This is a genomic window from Cytobacillus kochii, from assembly GCF_020171845.1.
Taxonomy (GTDB): Bacteria; Bacillota; Bacilli; order Bacillales; family Cytobacillaceae; genus Cytobacillus; species Cytobacillus kochii.
In genome coordinates this window covers 166,125-185,064 of sequence record NZ_JAIVAM010000012.1, presented here as the reverse complement: position 1 = coordinate 185,064, position 18,940 = coordinate 166,125, and the positions used below count along the sequence as shown (strand labels likewise).

Sequence of the window (18,940 nt, the reverse complement as noted above, 5' to 3'; positions counted from 1 at the left end):
TATTGCAAACAAGTAGATTTGAAATAAAAATGTCATACTATGTTCGCTTTTGTTTGGTTTTAATTGGTAAAATAGAGTGTGGTATACTGAATAATAAGAATAATCTATTAATAGGAGGGCAACTCTATGATTCAATTTCCAAAACCCGAGATGGATCAGTTTCTAAAAACGTTAAGCATTAATGATTTTGTCGTTAATTCCGATGAGTCCCAAGTAGTGTTTAGTACAAATTTAAATGGCTACTATAATTTATGGGCAATGAATTTGCCACAACAATTTCCAGTTCAGTTAACATTCAAAAATCAAGTGTGCATGGGGCTTCTCTATGATAAGAGTGGCAAATTTATACTTGCGGGTTTTGATCAAGATGGGGATGAGTGTGCGCAATATTATGCAGTCCATCCAAGTGGTGGTAAATTGAAACAACTAATCAATAATGAAAAAACCAGGAATTTTAATCCCTTATTATCAAAAGATGGCCAGTATTTATATTATAGTTCGGCTAAAAATAACCCAACTTATTTAAATGTTTATAGATATCATATAGAAACAGAGCAAGAAGAACTTTTCCTAGAGGGTAAAGAAGGTATGACGTTTCTAGATGGTTGGAGTCCAAATGAAGAGAGTTATATTTCATCTACTGTATTTGCCAATACGCATTCTCTCGCTTATGTACATACGGAACGTGAAAAGCTTTGTTTAACTGAAAAGGAGGAAGAGGCGCATACGGTAACTGGATCTTTGTTTACCGCGGAAGACACGATTTATTTGATCACCAACTTTAAAGAAAATTTCACTTATTTGGCTGAATTTAATATCGTGACAAAGCAATTTCGTAAAGTCGTCGGGCTTGACCATGAAAGTTTCTCATCCATTCATTATGATAAGAGTAATCACATCATCTATTTAACTTCTGAAAAAGGAGTGGAGGATTATCTTTATGCTTATTCATTAGATCATAATTCCTTACAAAAGGTAGAAATTCCTTGTGATATCATTGAAAAATTAGTTGTTCATGACTCAGGAAATTTATATCTTTTAGGAAGAAGCGCTATTAAACCGCACAATATTTATCAATTGAAAAAGGGTGAAAAGTGGAAGCAGTTAACTGAATATCGCGTACCAGGTGTGGAAGAATCTGAGCTTGTCGAGCCGGCAACGATTTACTATCCTTCATTTGATGATTTAGAAATTGAAGCATTATGGTTTGAAGCAAATAAAGAGGTAAATAATGGCCAAGTTATATTTTGGCCACATGGTGGACCGCAAGCCGCAGAGAGAAAATCTTTTCGTTCCTATTTTCAGTTTCTTATCAATCATGGATATAGCATCTTTGCCCCTAATTTTAGAGGATCAACAGGTTATGGCCTGTCCTTTATGAAAATGGTAGAGGGTGATTGGGGAGATGGTCCTAGGTTAGATAATATAGCTGGTATAGAGTGGCTAATTGAAAAAGGTTATACAAAGAAAGGTGACATTCTATTAATGGGCGGAAGCTACGGCGGATATATGGCGCTACTTTTACATGGTAGACATCCAGAGTATTTTAAAGCGGTGGTCGATATCTTCGGACCTTCTAATTTATTTTCGTTTATAGAATCAGTTCCCGAAGATTGGAAACCAATTATGGATCAATGGGTTGGAAATCCCTTAAAAGATAAGGAAAAACTCACTGAATACTCCCCTATTACTTATTTGGAAGCTATGACTAAACCGATGCTCGTTATTCAGGGAGCAAATGATCCCCGTGTAGTGAAGGAGGAATCTGATCAAATTGTGCAAGCATTGAGGAAAAAAGGACGCGAAGTAAAGTATATTTTATTACAAGATGAGGGACATGGATTTTCTAAAAAAGAAAATGAGCAGCTTGTGTTTGAAGAAGTTCTCTCTTTTTTTGATCAGCACACAAAGAAAACCGCCGATACGAATAGTTAATTACGTTCCAAGCTAGGAGGAAATATAGTGAAATTATTTCCTCTATTTGTTTACCATGTGAAGAGGTGAAGATAGTAGATGATTGTACAGAATCGTAGTCTTTTATTGACAGTAGAGACAACGCTCACTGGTGAAATTATTTCTATGAGCGAATCATTACGTATCTTGATAAAAGGGAAGCCTTCCACGTATATTGACGACCTATTTCCTAGATGGAATGCGTATGGTAATGAAAAGATAAAGGTTGCCTTTTTAACGGATGAAGATTTTCTTCTGTTTATCAGAAGTCAATCAGGACAACATCACTACTTATATATAGGGGTTCTATCTTCCGAATTGTCTCAATTAATGAATAAAGTAAGTGACTTGATGAAGGCAAATACGCTACTAGAAGCAATCATAGAAAACTCTTACGATGGTATTTATTTAACCGATCGAAACGGTAATACCATTTTAACCAATTCCGCAATGGAGAGAATTACAGGGATCCCAAAAGACTATTATATGAACAAAAAGGTCGATGCTTTAATTGAAAGAGGCATTCTCGAGAGTTCGTTAACGAAAAGGGTGATAGAAAAGAAAGAAACGATTTCACATGTCCAGTTTAATCGAGCTGGCAATGAATCGTTGCTCCTTACAGGTAGTCCAGTTTTTGACGATACAGGAGAAGTAGAAAGTGTTGTCACAAATATTAGAGATTTATCACAGTTGATTGAACTACAAAATGCTCTAAAAGAAGCAAATAAATTAAACCTCTCTTACCGTCAAGAAATTGAAAGGTTAAAACAAAACATTAACATACATCAGCAATCAATTGTCATAGAAAGTGAAAAAATGAAGCATGTATACGAAACCGCCGAAAGGATTGTTAATGTGGATGCCACAGTTCTTCTTCTTGGTGATACAGGCGTAGGAAAAGATGTTCTTGCTAAATATATTTACGAAACAAGCAATAGAAGAATGAAGGGCAAATATATTAAACTAAACTGTGGTGCGATTCCAGAAGAATTAATTGAATCTGAGTTATTTGGTTATGAAAAAGGTGCTTTCACAGGTGCAGATAAACAAGGGAAACCAGGGATGTTTGAACTAGCCGATGAAGGGGTTTTATTTTTAGATGAGATTGGGGAATTACCGTTGGCTTCACAAGTCAAATTGTTAAGAGTTATTCAGGAAAAGGAAATCCAACGGGTAGGCGGAACGAAGACGAAGAATGTAAATGTAAGGCTTATTGCTGCGACTAATAGAGATTTAAAAGAGATGGTGAATAAAGGTCGTTTTCGCGAAGATCTTTATTATCGCTTAAATGTAATTACCATTGAAATCCCCTCTTTAAAGGACCGGCGGGAGGATATTTATCCCTTAATCAATTATTTCTTAAAACAGACGAACGAAAAGTATCATTTCAACAAAGATCTACATAATGATGTAAAAAAATTTTTATACCATTATCAATGGCCAGGCAATATTCGTGAATTAGCCAACTTAATTGAGAGATTGGTTATTGTCTCACAAGAGTCTATCATTACAATGAATGATCTTCCACCAGAATATCAGCGAGAAATAGATTTTCCATATGAAAATGACAAAATAGAGACATTAAAGGATGTAGTAGAAGCAGCAGAAAAAAAAGCTATTATGAAAGCTTTAAAAAAATGTACAACAACCTATGAGCTCGCATCCGCTTTGCATACAAGCCAACCGACAATTTCAAGAAAGCTTAAAAAGTATGGAATAGAGTTGATTCATTAGTGAATCAACTCTATTCTTTTTTGAATCAAAAAAGTAAGCGTTTACTTTTTTGCTGATTTAAATGATGCGGAAAAAATAACTATATAACTTGTGTTAAAGCTATTCATTAACGATTTATCATGAGTTAAAAATGATGGCATGGTTTTTGCATCTATATTAATAAAGCAAACAAAGGAGTGATCTTATGTTCACAGTTCAAAACCAAGAAATCGATCAAATCGTGCAGATGGTTCACCAATTTGTCGAGAAGGAAGTAGAGCCTTTAGCACAACAAATTGAAGATGACGACCGTATACCAGATTCTTTGGTTCAGCAAGTGAAGGAACTTGGATTATTTGGGATGAGTATACCAGAAGAGTATGGGGGTATTGGTCTTGGCATGGTTGGGAAAACCGCTGTATTAGAACAATTAGGTCGCACGCATAATGGTTTTGTTAGTTTAATTAGTGCACACACAGGTATTGGTAGTACAGGTTTAGTAAGGCTTGGCTCTCCCTACTTGAAAGAAAAATACTTACCTGCTTTAGCATCAGGAGAAAAAATTGCTTGTTTTGCCCTTTCAGAGCCTGGGGCAGGTTCTGATGCTACTAATCTTGCGACAAAAGCAGAGAAAAAGGGAGATAAGTGGATTCTTAATGGGTCAAAACATTTCATCACGAACGCGCCTGTAGCAGATGTATTTACGGTCTTTGCTGTTACAGATAAAGACAAAGGCGCAAAGGGGATTACTGCCTTCTTAATAGAAAAAGATTTTCCTGGATTTACAGTAGGAAAAAAGGATAAAAAAATGGGTTTAAAAGGTTCATATACTGCACAATTATTGTTTGATCAATGTGAAGTGCCAGAAGAAAATGTTATAGGAGAAGTGGGTCTTGGATATGTAGCTGCACTAACTATTTTAAGTGAAGGACGGATTGGGTTAGCGGCAAGGGCAGTTGGATCTTGTGATAAACTCATTGAATTATCAGCGAAATATGCGAATGAGCGTATTCAGTTCGGTAAACCAATTGCAAAGAACCAAGCGATTCAATGGATGTTAGCTGATATGGCAACAGAAACAGAAGCAGCAAGAACATTAACATTAAAAGCCGCTCATTTAGTCGATCAAGGTAGAAAGGTCGTGAAAGAATCCTCAATGGCTAAACTTTACGCGTCTGAAGTGTTTAATCGAGTGGCTGACAAAGCAGTGCAAATTCATGGTGGCATGGGCTACGTCGCTGATTATCCTGTTGAAAGGTATTATCGTGATGCAAGAATAACGAAAATCTATGAAGGCACAAATGAAATCCAACGGCTAATTATTGCAAGAGATATATTAAAAGACTATATGTGACACATAAAGGAGGAATGTGTCTTGAATAATCTCTCATTAAAAAGAGTATGGGAAAAATATTATGAAGATCGGTTGCCAAATTTCCACATACCTTATATTGGCCTATATGAAGTACTAAAGGAAACTGCGCATTCTTATCGAGATCATGTGGCTATCATTTTTAATCACGAAACACTCACCTATGAGGAACTGAAGAAACGAACGGACACACTCGCTTCGTATTGGCAGAGATGTGGGTTGAAAAAAGGGGATAGAATCGGGTTATGGCTTGGCAATCATCCAGATTATGTCACTGCCTATTATGCTAGTCATGCACTTGGTCTTATCATCGTGCCAATTAACCCAGCCTATACACCAAGAGAGGTATTGCAAGTGTTTCATGATACAGAATTACGCGCACTAGTTGTTGGTGAAAAATCAGTTACTGCACTGCAGAAAATTAGAGAAGTGTATGATTTAGAGCATATTATGTATGCCACAAATGTCAGTACTAATAGGGAAGTATCTTCAATCGTTCATCATATGAAAGATATTTTTAAAAATGGAAGTACTAAATTTACTGAAGCGTCTATAGATCCTAAAAAAGACTTAGCCATTATACAATACACAGGCGGAACAACGGGAACGATAAAAGGAGCGATGCTTACACATCATAATTTAATTGCGAATGTTTACCAAAGTTATGTGATGTATCGACAAAAAGTGGCTTTCGGAAACGAAACGATATTAGCGGCAACTCCGCTTTATCATGTGTATGCGATGACAAGTGCTATGAATGTAGGCATCTTTTTAGGAGCGCGAATCTTACTCTTTGAACGTTTTGACGTTGATGAGGTTTTAAATCAAGTGAAGAAATATGCACCAACCATGTTTCCAGGTGTCCCTAAAATGTATCTTTCTTTTATCCATCATCCCAATGTACGATCCGCAGGATTAAACTCTCTTAAAATATGTTCATCCGGATCAGCGCCATTGCCAGTAGAGGTTATTAAACAATTCAAGCAATTAACTGGTTGTACCATCTTAGAAGGGTTTGGTATGTCGGAAACTTCCCCAACGACTCACCGTACGCCAATAAATGGTACACATAAACATGGTAGCATCGGTATTCCTGTTCCTGCTGTAGATTGTCGTATCGTTGATCAAAAACAGGAGGATTTGGGGATTAATCAGGTCGGTGAATTGGTCATTAAAGGTCCACAAGTGATGAAGGGTTACTGGAACAATGAGAAAGAGACAGCCTCTACGTTACAAGAAGGGTGGTTATTTACAGGTGATTTAGCCACAGTAGACGAAGATGGGTATTTCTATATTGTCGGTCGTAAAAAAGAAATGATTCTTTTCTCGGGGTTTAATATTTATCCTCAAGAAGTGGAAAATGTCCTTTATGAACATCAAGGTATTGCTGAAGTTGCAGTAGTCGGTATCCCTGATTCTGAAAATGGAGAGATTCCGAAAGCATTTCTTGTGGCTAAAGAAGGTTATACGCTCCATCTTGAAGAAATTAAAGCATTTTGTTATACGAAACTAACACCTTATAAAGTACCGAGAGTTTTTGAAGAAAGAAGTCACCTACCAAGAAATGGTGTTGGTAAATTATTGAAAAGATTACTTGTGAAAGAAGAATTAGAAAGGAGAAATAAACGAGAATGACAAATATAAAAAAAGTTGGTGTGATTGGAGCGGGAGCAATGGGTGCACAAATTGCCGTTGTAGCAGCGCTTCATCAATATGATGTCGTATTACAAGATATATCTAACGATCGTTTAATAAAAGCGAAAGAAGTGTTAGAAACACAGTTAGAAAAGAGGGTAAGAAAAGGGAGATTTTCGCGTGATGAGGTGGATAAAGCTTTCGAACATTTAACATTTACTACTGAAATCAACCAGTTACATGATGTAGATATTATCATAGAAGCTATTATTGAAGATTTAGAGGCAAAACAAACATTATTTCAATCTTTAGAAAAGATTGTCTCGGAAAATTGTATCATTGCGACGAATAGCTCCACTATAGTGAGCTCTAAATTGATAGATAAGTTAACCTATCAAAATCGTGTATGTAATATCCATTTCTTTAACCCAGTACTTGTGATGGAGCTTGTGGAGGTTGTTCAAGGTCCGCATACTTCAAAGGACGTTGCCCAGCAAGCGATGACATTCATTCATAGTATTGGAAAAAAACCAGTACTTCTACAAAAAGAAATTTCAGGTTTCATCGCCAATCGTATCTTAGCGAGACTCATGGATGAAGCGATTTATTTATATGAACATGGATATGCCAGTTATGAAGAAATCGATGTCGTTGTCGAAAAGGCTTTAGGTCATCCTATTGGTCCATTTGCATTAATGGATTTAACTGGTCTTGATGTAAATTATGCTGTAAGGAAGCAAAGATATGCAGAAACAGGGCTCGAGGTGGATCGCCCTAAACAGTCGGTAGTAGAAAAAGTGGAAAAAGGTGAATTAGGTAGAAAAACAGGTAAAGGATGGTACGCATACGATCAACACGGAAAGAAAATAGAGAATATTCAAAAATAAAGGGAGGCAGATGATATGAGTTATACAGTAAGTGAAGATATCGAAGTGTTGCAAAAAGGTGTTAGAGAGTTTGTGCAAAATGAAGTGGAAGCGGTTGCGATGCAGATCGAAAAAGAGGATCACATCCCAGATAAAATTGTAGAAATGGCAAAAGAGCTAGGCTTATTTGGTTTAAGTATTCCAGAAGAATATGGTGGGTTAGGCATTGGGATGGTAGGCAAATGTGCCTTGTATGAAGAAATTGGTGCCACGCATAATGGATTCACCACTTTGATTGGCGGTCATACGGGTATCGGATCAGTGGGCATTGTGGAAATGGGAAATGAATATCAAAAACAGAAGTACTTACCTGATATGGCTACAGGAAAGAAAATAGGTGCCTTCGCATTAACAGAGCCACAGGCTGGTTCGAATGCCACTAATTTAAAAACGACGGCAGTACGTAAAGGCGATAAATATATTCTAAATGGGTTAAAGCACTATATTACAAATGCACCTCAAGCGGATGTCTTTACGGTTATGGCTGTCACAGATCCATCTAAAGGTGCAAAAGGGATTACTTCTTTTATCGTAGAAAAAAGTTTTCCTGGTTTTCAAGTAGGAGCGATTGAACATAAAATGGGCCTTCGTGGTTCACATTCAGCAGAAATAATTATGGAAGACTGTGAAGTCCCAGTAGAAAATGTCCTAGGTGAAGAAGGGAGAGGGTATGTGAATGCATTAACGATTCTTGCCAACGGACGTGCAGGCTTGGCTGCCAGAAACTTAGGTTCCGCCCAAAAATTATTAGATCTTTCCATGACGTATGCAAAAGAACGGGTGCAGTTCAATGTACCAATTATTGAGCATCAGGCCGTTGCTCATATGCTAGCGGAAATGGCTGTCGATATAGAAGCATTACGATCTTTTACGTACCGAGTAGCTACGATGGTTGATGAAGGGAAGAAAGTAATTAAGGAAGCTGCGATGATTAAATTATTCGGCTCAGAGGTATATAACCGTGTGGCTGATAAAGCCGTACAAGTCCATGGCGGAATTGGATACATTTCAGATTTTCCTATTGAACGGTTTTATCGTGATGCGAGAATTACGAGGATTTATGAAGGAACATCAGAAATCCAAAAAAATATCATCGCTGCTCAATTAAATAAAGAATATAACTAAGGGGGGAAGAAAATGGACCTAAACAAAATCGTCATTGTAGATGGCGTAAGAACAGCGATTGGAAGGTATGGAGGAACATTACGAAATATATCTTCTAGCTACTTAGCCTCCGATGTTATATCTGGCTTACTTAAACGTGTCAATGTAAGCCCATCGACTGTAGAAGAAGTCATATTAGGAGAAGTGCGACAATCTTCGCAATCATCCAACGTGGCAAGAGTAGCTGCTTTAAGAGCGGGCATTCCTGAAACTTCTCCCGCTTTTACTGTGAATCGATTATGTGCATCAGGCATGCAAGCCATCGCTTCAGGTATGCAACAAATTTACTCCAAACAGGCCAATGTTGTTATCGCAGGTGGTACGGAAAGTATGAGTAATTCCCCCATTTTTATTAGAGGCTCACGTTTTGGAGGTGACCAAACAATACTAGTGGATGCCAATAAAGAGAATGGTCAACAACCACAAGAAATTTATGGCGCTCATTTAGGGATGGGGGTGACAGCAGAAAATGTTGCCGAGCGATACAATATTGCTAGGGAAGATCAAGACCAGTTTGCATATGAAAGTCAGCAAAAGTATAAAAAGGCGCAAGAAATGAACGCATTTCAACAAGAAATCATCCCAGTAACAATACAAAACAAAAGAGAACAAATCACTTTCGCTCAAGACGAACATCCAAGACCGGAGACAAAACGAGAAAAGCTTGCCAGCTTAAAGCCGGTATTTAAAGAAGGTGGTAGCGTAACTGCGGGAAATGCGTGTGGAAGAAATGATGGCGCCTCAGCACTCTTGCTTATGACAGCACAAGAAGCTGATAAAAGGGGATTATCAGCAAAAGCAATGATTCATGATTGGACATCTGTCGGTGTTTCACCTGAAGTCATGGGGATTGGACCTATACCGGCAATACGGAAGCTATTGGCAAGAACAAAGCTTAGTATCGCAGACATAGATTTATTTGAAATAAATGAAGCGTTCGCTTCTCAAGCCATTGCAGTACAAAGAGAGTTGATGCTACCACCTGAACGAATAAATATTAATGGCGGAGCAATTGCTCTCGGACATCCACTTGGATCAACCGGATCTAGAATTGTCGTTACTTTAATGCATGCACTAGCAAAAAAGAAGGGAAGATTTGGCATTGCCTCTCTCTGTGTCGGTGGCGGCCAAGGAATGGCTATGTTGATTGAAAACCTTCAAAAATAAGAAGGAGGAAATCTGATGTATGAAAACATTATTGTAAAAAAAGAAGGTCAACTTGCCTATATATATATTAATCTACCAGAAGTAAGAAATAGATTAAGTAAAGAAACGCTTAGTGAGATAAGGGATGCTCTTGTAGAAATTAAACATGATGGAGTGTCCCAGCTTGTTGTATTTACAGGAGAAGGAGACAAGGCATTTGCAGCAGGTGCAGACATTACCCAACTAAATGAGAAGGAAATGTTAGATGTTTTTGCAACAGGTAGTATGCAAGAGATTTATGATGAAATTGAAGCTTATGACATGCCGACAATTGCCATGATTAATGGTCTTGCCCTTGGCGGAGGATGTGAACTGGCATTAGCATGTGATATACGAGTGATGGCTGATCATGCCAAGATTGGTTTGCCAGAATTAAATTTGTCAATTATCCCAGGTGCAGGTGGTACGCAAAGGCTATCGCGAATTGTTGGAAAAGGAAAGGCGTTAGAAATGATTCTATTAGGAAAATTTCTTTCCGCTGAGGAAGCAATGACACATGGCTTAGTAACAGAAGTTGTCCCATTGCAATTTTTGAAGGATAAAGTAGATGAGATAGCAGAGCAAATTTTAGCTAAAGGTCCATTAGCGGTTAAGCTAGCTAAAATGGCTGTACAATATGGTGCAGAAACCGATCAAAAAACAGGACAAATAATTGAGAAATTAGCACAAGCAGTTTTATTTGCAACAGCGGATAAAAAGGAAGGAACAAAAGCTTTTATGGAGAAAAGAAAACCTGTTTTTACTTCAAAATAAACTCATCCTGCCCGGGGGTCAAATCCCTGGCAGGATGAAATAAATGATTATCTTGGCTTAATCGTGCTGTTTAATAAACTTTATCACCATTAAAGATTGAGTTTTTTACTACTACATAATCTACATTGCGGATACTCTCCAGCCTATTTCCACCAGCATAAGAAATAGAAGATTGTAAATCTTGTTCCATTTCTTTTAATGTATCCACAAGAGAACCTTTATGCTCGACGTACATTTTTTTGCCTTCAACATTTTTACGTTCGCCTTTTTGGAATTCAGAGGCTGAACCGAAATATTCTTTGAAGAGCTTACCATCTTTTTCAATTGTTTCACCAGGTGATTCTTCATGACCAGCAAACAATGAACCGATCATGACCATTGATGCGCCAAAACGGATAGACTTTGCAATATCGCCATGTGTTCTAATCCCACCATCAGCAATAATAGGTTTGCTTGCTGCTTTTGCACACCAACGAAGTGCAGCTAATTGCCAGCCACCTGTACCAAAACCAGTTTTTATCTTTGTGATACAAACTTTTCCTGGCCCAATACCTACTTTTGTTGCGTCTGCACCGGCATTCTCTAATTCACGGACAGCTTCAGGTGTACCTACATTACCAGCAATAACAAAAGCATCAGGCAAATGTAATTTAATATGTTGAATCATTTGAATGACTGCATTGGAATGCCCGTGAGCAATATCGATTGTAATATAATCAGGTACAATTTTTTCATAAGCTAATTCTTCAATAAAACCATATTCTTCTTCTTTTACACCAACACTAATAGAAGCAATGAGTTCACGTGCATGCATATCCTTAATAAAGTTTTTACGCGTCTCAGGTTGGAAGCGGTGCATGACATAAAAATAACCGTTTTCAGCAAGATAAGTAGCAATTTTTTCATCGATAATTGTTTGCATATTTGCAGGAACAACTGGGAGTCTGAATTTATATTTTCCGAGCGTTACAGCCGTATCACACTCAGAACGACTAGTCACAATACATTTAGCAGGAATTAATTGAATGTCTTCATAATCAAATACGTTTTCCATAGCTAGCACCTCAAAATACGAATATTATATTGGGTTAACATATTAATTGTTCGCCCATTACGTAATTTACATCATTTTATCCAACTTGTCAAAGGTTATCTCTAGAAAAAAGCTAAATGTTAGAATTAATTAAAATTTTCGAAGTTAAGGAAAAAGATAGGAACCTAAACACTTAGAATGATTTTTAATAATAATAATCGTTGTAGTCACTTATACTAGGAGAATATATGCTAAATAGTATGATAATAGCGATTTTTTTGATAATATATATAAAATGGAAATTTATTTCATCTCAGATTCCCGTCCATTTTACAAAAGAGTATGAAGGGGGCGAAGGAAATGGAAGCGGTTTCAAAAGGTCAGCTTTTATGGCAACCGAGCGAAAAGGAGATAGAGAAAGCAGGGGTAACAAAATTTCTTCATTGGATCAGAAACGAAAAGAAGCTCGAAATAAATGATGTCCATCATTTGTGGAAATGGTCAGTTGATGAATTAGAATTATTCTGGGGGTATGTTTGGGAATATTGTCAAATCATTTCATATACGCCATACTCACATGTCTTACAATCTCGAAAAATGCCAGGAACTAGATGGTTTGAAGGCTCCTCATTGAATTATGCTGAGCATGTGTTCAGAAATGATAGAGGTGATGAAACAGCCCTTATTTTCCGATCAGAAATGGAAGATATAAAGGAAATTTCCTGGAAAGAATTAAGGGGAAAAACGGCTTCACTAGCAGGTTATTTAAAAGAGATAGGTGTAAAAAAGGGAGATCGTATCGTTGGTTATATGCCTAATATCCCTGAGACGATTATTGCTTTTTTAGCATGTGCGAGTATTGGAGCAGTGTGGTCTTGTTGTTCACCTGATTTCGGTATGGAAAGTGTTGTGGAACGGTTCAAACAGATTGAGCCGAATGTACTCATTGCAGTGGACGGTTATGTATATAATGGCAAAACATCAGACCGAGTTGAACAAGTGGCTCACTTACAGAATGCACTACCAACTTTGAAGCGAACCGTGTTGTTTAAGAGCATAAATAGTGATAATAAACGGTTAAATCCACAGAAAACAATCGACTGGCACGAAGTAATGAAAAGAAAGAGTGAACTTGTTTTTGAACCAGTGCCTTTTAATCATCCTTTATGGATTTTATTTTCATCTGGAACGACAGGATTGCCTAAACCGATTGTACACAGTCAAGGAGGCATTGTACTTGAACATTTAAAAGTATTAGTCATTGAAGAAGGGGTTACAAACGAAGATGTATTTTTTTGGTTTACGACAACGGGTTGGATGATGTGGAATTTACTTGTTGGTGGCCTTTTAACAGGTGGAAAGATTGTTTTATATGATGGTAGCCCAATGTACCCGAAACCCGATGTTTTATGGGAATTAGCCGAAAAAACAAAAGTAAGTTTCTTTGGCACGAGTGCTGCTTTTATACAGGCAAGTTTAAAATTAGGAATTAAACCAAGAGAAAAGTATACATTCCCCCATTTAAAAGCCATTTGTTCCACAGGTTCTCCCCTAAGTATAGACGGTTTTAATTGGGTATATAACGAGGTTAAACAGGATGTGTGGTTAGCCTCTGTAAGTGGAGGTACAGATGTATGCACAGCTTTTATTGGAGGTTCCCCCGTTTTGCCTGTTCGTGCTGGAGAAATTCAAACAAAGGCTTTAGGAGTAAACGCCCAAGCTTTTAATGACGATGGAATGCTCATACTTAATGAGGTAGGGGAATTAGTGATTCTTAATCCAATGCCATCGATGCCAATTTATTTTTGGAATGATGAAGGTGATAAGCGTTACAAAGAAAGTTATTTTAGTACTTTTCCGGGAATTTGGCGTCATGGAGATTGGATTCAGTTTGATGATAAAGGGAGATCCGTTATCTTTGGCAGATCAGACTCAACCATTAATAAACAAGGCGTTCGCATAGGTACTAGTGAAATTTATCGAGCAGTCGAAAGTATAGAGATTGTGAGCGATAGCTTAGTAGTGGATTTAGAAACCCTGGAAGAAGAATCATATATGGCTTTATTTGTAGTGTTAAAGCGAGATCAACTACTCGAAGATGGACTCATTTCACATATTAAAGATGTCATACGGCAACAAGTTTCACCACGCTTTGTTCCAAATGAAATTATTGCTGTGGAGCAAGTGCCGAGAACGTTGACCGGTAAGAAGATGGAAGTACCGATTAAAAGGATATTATTAGGTCATCAGCCAGAGAAAGTGATTAATGTTGGTTCAATGGCTAATCCAGAAATACTTAAAACGTATATTGAATTTGCTCATAAAAGAAGGGCAATCAATCATTAGGTTTTCAATTGGTGAAAGGAATGGATAGTACTTTTCTTTCACCATTTTATCAATATTGTTCCGAGGAAATAGCATACAAAAAGGAGGACTGGCTTAAATTGAAAAAAATTAAAACAAGTATTGTTGTTCGTGAGAGTGATATAGATGAACTTGGTCATATGAACTATTTGAAATATTTCAACTACTTCGAATGTGGTATTGATGACTGGTTTTTAGCGCTTGGTCTAACGAATCAATATTTACAATCAAGACATATCGGTTGCGTTGTAAAGAAAGTGGAAAGTGAATATATAAAAGAGGCATTAGTGGGAGAACTGTTAGAGATTACGACAACATTAAAGAGAGTGGGTCATACGAGTTTTGTCATTTCTCAACAAATGGCAACAAGAGATCAAAAAATCATCGCAACAAGTGAAAAGGTTTTTGTTATGTTCCATTTGCAAACAAGAAAAGCAATTCCAGTAATCAAAACGATTACCTCTGCCTGTTAGTGACTTATTTATGTGTCACTTTGTTTTTCAAGTTCTAATTCAAAATCACATAAAGCGGTGACTGCAAAACTAACGAGCATAATAATCCATAGCTCTGCACCATTGAGGGTTTGTGATTGATAACATTCTGTTAATAAAAAAGTAATTCCACCAATTGATAATACAGTGAAAATACTCCCTGCAATATAAAAGATGACTGTTTCACTAGATGGCTTTGCCATGATCCATACTCCTCTATATTTTAATCACTTCGTTATAATTGAATCAAAACAATAGTAATATATTGCATTTTTCATATTGTAACATGTAACCGGACTATATGGAGTTATTTTATTGACCTATTTTAAAAATAATGATTTCTTTATTTGATGATACAATGGTCACAGAATAGTCATAAAAATAGTAAGAAATGCATATGTAAACATCTATAGTTATACAGGAACTTTAGATATACTGGAAGTATCATTTTATTTCCAATCGTTGGGTGATGATATAGTCAAAAGGAAAAAGATAAACAGAAAAAAGCCGTTTCTTATAAAGAAACGGAAAATGAGACTATGGATGAGGATAATCTTGCAAAATACAATATATAGTGATTAGTGAAGTTGAATTTAACTATATATTGTTATTTTGATTCTAGCATACATGAACAATTTCAGCAATTATCATTTGCTAGAAAAAATGATTGATTTTCTTATTATTTTTTGTATGATTGAAAGATAAAAAGACTTTTTGTTAGTGGAAAGGAGAGAGGTATTGAATATTACTGATTTATTAAGTGAAGAATCAATTCTTCTCTCACTTGAGGAAGTGACAAAAGTAGAAGCGATAACTGCGTTAGTCGATACGCTATACAGTGATGGTGGTATAAAGGAAAAAGGACTTTTCCTTGCTGATGTGCTTAAACGAGAAGCGCAAAGTACTACAGGTATAGGCAACGGCGTTGCAATTCCCCATGCAAAATCTAGGGCAGTCACACAAGTTGGTATTGCTTTAGCAAGGAGTCATGGAGGGATAGAGTTTAACTCTTTAGATGGTGAAAAAGCCCATCTTATCTTCCTTATTGCTGTTCCGGAAAACGCCGATGAACTCCATTTGGATATATTAGCTAAGTTATCCACCATTTTAATGAACAAAGAAACTCATTTCAAACTAATGACGGCAGAATCAAAGAGTGATTTACTCTCGATTATTAGTGAATTGGATAAAGATGATACTAGAAATGAAACTTATGAAACGAATGAAGAGACTCCATTTATTTTAGCAGTTACAGGTTGTCCAACAGGGATAGCTCACACTTATATGGCGGCTCATTCCTTAGAGTCAGCTGCCGCCACTTTGCATATTCCTCTAAAAGTCGAAACAAATGGCGCTGCTGGGGTTAAGCAACATATTACAAAGGCTGAAATAGAAAAAGCAACTGCCATTATTATTGCAGCCGATACAAAAGTAGAGTTGGAGCGATTTAGTGGCAAACATATGGTGCAAGCCTCTGTTGCAGATGGTATGAGTAAACCTTTTCAGTTATTAGAGAAAGCTGTTTCACAAGATTGTGATATATATGACCATAATCATGTAAATAAAAATAGTAAAACTTGGTCAAGAGAGCTTTATCAACATGTGATGAATGGGTTATCTAATATGCTCCCCCTTGCCATTGCCGCCGGATTTTTATTGTCATTAACGATTTTTAGTTCAGATTTTCGTCATCAATTTTGGGAGATTCTCTCTTTTTTCGGTGATCAAACAATTATTGTTTTATTAATGCCTATATTTGCTGGCTATATTGGTAAAAGCATTAGTGATCGCCCAGGATTTGCGCCAGGAGCAATTGGTGGTTTATTCGCTGCAATGAATGGTTCAGGCTTGATTGGTGGGATATGTGCAGGTTTAATCGGTGGGTTCATTATTAATCGTTTAAAGAAATGGACGAATTATTTACCATCTTCTATCACAGCGATGTCGAACATTATCATTTATCCTGTCATCGGCATTTTGATGACTTTATTGGCGATGTTTGTATTATTACAACCATTAACCTGGTTAACACAATCCATTACAACATTATTCCAAACGATGACGACACCTTTGTCTATCTTGATTGGTGCGATGTTCGGACTATTAATGGCCATTGACCTAGGTGGTCCTATTAATAAAATGACTTATTTGGTTGGTATTGGATTTATGTTAAATGGTGTATACGAACCATTAGCTGCTATTATGGTTGGTGGAATGGTTCCCCCACTTGCCATTGCTTTTGCGACGAGTATTTTTTATTGGAAGTTCTCTAAAAATGAACGTTTATATTATCGTACGAATTATGTAAAAGGTTTTTTGTTTATGACTGAAGGAGCGATCCCTTTTGTCGAGCGGAATAAAAAGGCGTATATACCACCAATTCTCCTTGGTTCTGCTATTGCGGGTGCGTTGTCGATGGCAACACATACAGGGATTGCGATTCCTCATGGAGGAGTATTAGTTACACCTTTTGTGTTCGGTTCTTCTCTTTCCTTTTTGTTGGCCATTGCGGTAGGTAGTCTTTTTGCTGCTTTGTTGCTAGGAACCATCAAAAGAAAATCTAAAGTAGAATAGGTGGATAGGCTCAATTTTCAAAAAGAGAACATGTGTTCTTATATTTTTGTGAAAATATGTTATAATGGAAGAGCGATAGTGTTCACAAGGGTGGTCGGCTAACCCCGTAGAAAGGGGGTGAGGCCTTTTGACAGTATTTGAATCTCTAATGTTGATGATTTCATTTACAACACTGATTATGGCGGTCTTAGCTTTTAATCATAAAAAATAGACCCCCCTTGAGCCTTTAAACTTTTAGGGTGAGGTCTACGTCAAACTTATTTGGCCGTCCCCTTTTAGGACGAACCTATTGCAGATGGCCACAGGTGCTGCAACACCTGTGGTCATTTTTATACGTAATATATAATAAAATCATATCATATGAGTGTTCAGTTGTCACGGGTTTATCTTCTGTGTTCCTTATGATTTCGGCTTAATTGCTAAGAAGGTTGCTAATGCAGCTATCAGTAAAATAAGACTAAAGATATAGAACATCCAATTTTCTGCATGCTTTAACAATAATGCCGTAATAGGTGGTCCTGCTGCAACACCAATAAAACGCATAGAGCTATAAATAGAAGATATCGTCCCTCTTTGCTCTTTTTCAATGCCTTCAGTAATCATTGCATCCAAACAGGGCAACGCCGCTCCGATACCAATCCCGCATAACAGAAACAGCATAATCATAAACCAAAGTTGGTCATTTAAGCTTAGTAATGCTACAGAGATCATTGCTCCTAAACAACTTACAAATATCATCCACTTCATCAATATTTTGTTTTGCTTAATTAACTTTCCTGTAATATAGGAAGATGCACAGAGTGAACATAAAGGTAATGCCAGTAGCAGACCTTTTTTTATATTTTTTATATGATAGCTTTTCTCTAATAAATCGGATAAATAAAATAATATCCCGAATAGAACAAGCATGAGGATTGCACCAATAAGAAAAATGGCATATAACCATTTTCCTTTTTGTGTAAAGATGTCTTTTATATGCTGAAAAAATTCCTTAAAAGGAATAGGTTCTTCTCGCTTATTGGGTGTTTTTACGAGAAACAGCATTAAGATAATCGAACATAAACAAAAAATAGGAATAGAAAAGAAAGGTAAAAACCAAATTACCCCAGCAAGCAAAGCTCCTAAAATGGGACTTAATACTTTTCCGAAAGTATTGGAGGTCTCGATTAAACCTAACGAACTACTTACATCATCATCATTTTTAAACATATCTCCAACTAATGGCATGACTATTGGTTGAGCTCCGGCAGCTCCTACCCCTTGAAGGGCTCTTCCAATCAAGATGACCGTATAGGGATTTTCCAACTTCCATGCAGCCCAACCAGAAACAATTCCACCAATTCCTGCAATCAACAGACTAGGGATAATGACTTTTTTTCTTCCAATATGGTCAGAAAGATAACCGGCAATCGGGATGAGAAAGATTGCGACAATGGAATATATTGTGATGATCATACTTACTTGGAAAGAATTAATTGATAGTTCTTTTTCCATAACTGGTAAGACAGGTATGAGCATAGAATTTCCAAGGGTCATGACAAGCGGGATAGAAGAAATAGATAAAATAGCCCACTTTTGGTTATTCTTTTTATTTTGTTTTTTATTTTTAGTCGTCTTTTTTTGTATGGCTTGTTCAATATGGTCCATGGTTAACTCACTTTCAATTGTTTTTACCCTCACAAACACTATTTATTAATATGAACGAAATGAACGGAAAGTATGGCTACAATTTTGTTTTTTCTTAACTAGTAAAAAT

The 18,940-nt window shown here is 36.8% G+C and carries 15 protein-coding genes; 12 read left to right on the top strand and 3 right to left on the bottom strand.

Annotated elements, in window-relative coordinates:
* Positions 1-126: 126 nt before the first annotated feature.
* The 8 genes from LCM23_RS19775 to LCM23_RS19740 all read left to right on the top strand — a co-directional run bounded on the left by LCM23_RS19775 (position 127) and on the right by LCM23_RS19740 (position 10,722).
* A complete protein-coding gene (locus LCM23_RS19775) occupies positions 127-1,935 on the top strand; it encodes a S9 family peptidase (RefSeq protein WP_224938471.1) in 1,809 nt (602 codons plus the stop codon).
* 78 nt (positions 1,936-2,013) lie between these two features.
* On the top strand, positions 2,014-3,687 hold the full coding sequence (locus LCM23_RS19770; RefSeq protein WP_224938470.1) for a sigma-54 interaction domain-containing protein: 1,674 nt from the start codon (positions 2,014-2,016) through the stop codon (positions 3,685-3,687).
* A 184-nt stretch (positions 3,688-3,871) separates the two neighbouring features.
* Positions 3,872-5,020 (top strand): acyl-CoA dehydrogenase family protein, encoded by a 1,149-nt coding sequence (locus tag LCM23_RS19765; RefSeq protein ID WP_224938469.1) that lies wholly within the window; start codon positions 3,872-3,874, stop codon positions 5,018-5,020.
* Between the two features lie 21 nt (positions 5,021-5,041).
* Positions 5,042-6,673 carry a long-chain-fatty-acid--CoA ligase gene (locus tag LCM23_RS19760; protein WP_224938468.1) on the top strand — a complete coding sequence of 544 codons (1,632 nt, stop codon included), beginning with the start codon at positions 5,042-5,044 and terminating at the stop codon, positions 6,671-6,673.
* A complete protein-coding gene (locus LCM23_RS19755; RefSeq protein WP_224938467.1) occupies positions 6,670-7,560 on the top strand; it encodes a 3-hydroxyacyl-CoA dehydrogenase family protein in 891 nt (296 codons plus the stop codon). The genes LCM23_RS19760 and LCM23_RS19755 overlap by 4 nt, the downstream gene beginning before the upstream one ends.
* Before the next feature lie 15 nt (positions 7,561-7,575).
* Positions 7,576-8,724, top strand: a complete 1,149-nt coding sequence (locus tag LCM23_RS19750; RefSeq protein WP_224938466.1) for an acyl-CoA dehydrogenase family protein — start codon at positions 7,576-7,578, stop codon at positions 8,722-8,724.
* Positions 8,725-8,736: 12 nt separating this feature from the next.
* A complete protein-coding gene (locus LCM23_RS19745; protein WP_224938465.1) occupies positions 8,737-9,930 on the top strand; it encodes a thiolase family protein in 1,194 nt (397 codons plus the stop codon).
* A 15-nt stretch (positions 9,931-9,945) separates the two neighbouring features.
* Positions 9,946-10,722, top strand: a complete 777-nt coding sequence (locus LCM23_RS19740; RefSeq protein ID WP_095372977.1) for an enoyl-CoA hydratase/isomerase family protein — start codon at positions 9,946-9,948, stop codon at positions 10,720-10,722.
* 70 nt (positions 10,723-10,792) lie between these two features.
* Here the strand turns inward: LCM23_RS19740 and guaC are convergent, their stop codons facing one another.
* Positions 10,793-11,776 (bottom strand): GMP reductase, encoded by a 984-nt coding sequence (gene guaC / locus LCM23_RS19735; protein WP_224938464.1) that lies wholly within the window; start codon positions 11,774-11,776, stop codon positions 10,793-10,795.
* A gap of 339 nt (positions 11,777-12,115) precedes the next feature.
* On the opposite strand from guaC, the gene LCM23_RS19730 reads away from it, so the two are divergent.
* Positions 12,116-14,101 (top strand): acetoacetate--CoA ligase, encoded by a 1,986-nt coding sequence (locus LCM23_RS19730; RefSeq protein WP_224938463.1) that lies wholly within the window; start codon positions 12,116-12,118, stop codon positions 14,099-14,101.
* A 98-nt stretch (positions 14,102-14,199) separates the two neighbouring features.
* Positions 14,200-14,592 carry an acyl-CoA thioesterase gene (locus LCM23_RS19725; RefSeq protein ID WP_224938462.1) on the top strand — a complete coding sequence of 131 codons (393 nt, stop codon included), beginning with the start codon at positions 14,200-14,202 and terminating at the stop codon, positions 14,590-14,592.
* Between the two features lie 8 nt (positions 14,593-14,600).
* Here the strand turns inward: LCM23_RS19725 and LCM23_RS19720 are convergent, their stop codons facing one another.
* Positions 14,601-14,813 carry a hypothetical protein gene (locus tag LCM23_RS19720; protein ID WP_095372981.1) on the bottom strand — a complete coding sequence of 71 codons (213 nt, stop codon included), beginning with the start codon at positions 14,811-14,813 and terminating at the stop codon, positions 14,601-14,603.
* A gap of 535 nt (positions 14,814-15,348) precedes the next feature.
* Here LCM23_RS19720 and LCM23_RS19715 point away from each other — a divergent pair.
* Together LCM23_RS19715 and LCM23_RS26250 are read left to right on the top strand one after the other, a co-directional pair.
* The gene (locus LCM23_RS19715) at positions 15,349-17,184 is read left to right on the top strand and encodes a PTS fructose transporter subunit IIABC (RefSeq protein ID WP_224938461.1); all 1,836 of its coding nucleotides are present in this window, start codon (positions 15,349-15,351) and stop codon (positions 17,182-17,184) included.
* Positions 17,185-17,311: 127 nt separating this feature from the next.
* Positions 17,312-17,395, top strand: coding sequence for a putative holin-like toxin (locus LCM23_RS26250; RefSeq protein WP_224938507.1), 84 nt, complete (start codon positions 17,312-17,314; stop codon positions 17,393-17,395).
* A 188-nt stretch (positions 17,396-17,583) separates the two neighbouring features.
* Here LCM23_RS26250 and LCM23_RS19705 read toward each other — a convergent pair whose 3' ends face one another.
* Positions 17,584-18,831: an MFS transporter gene (locus LCM23_RS19705; RefSeq protein ID WP_224938460.1), complete on the bottom strand. Its 1,248-nt coding sequence runs from the start codon at positions 18,829-18,831 to the stop codon at positions 17,584-17,586.
* Between the last annotated feature and the right edge of the window lie 109 nt (positions 18,832-18,940).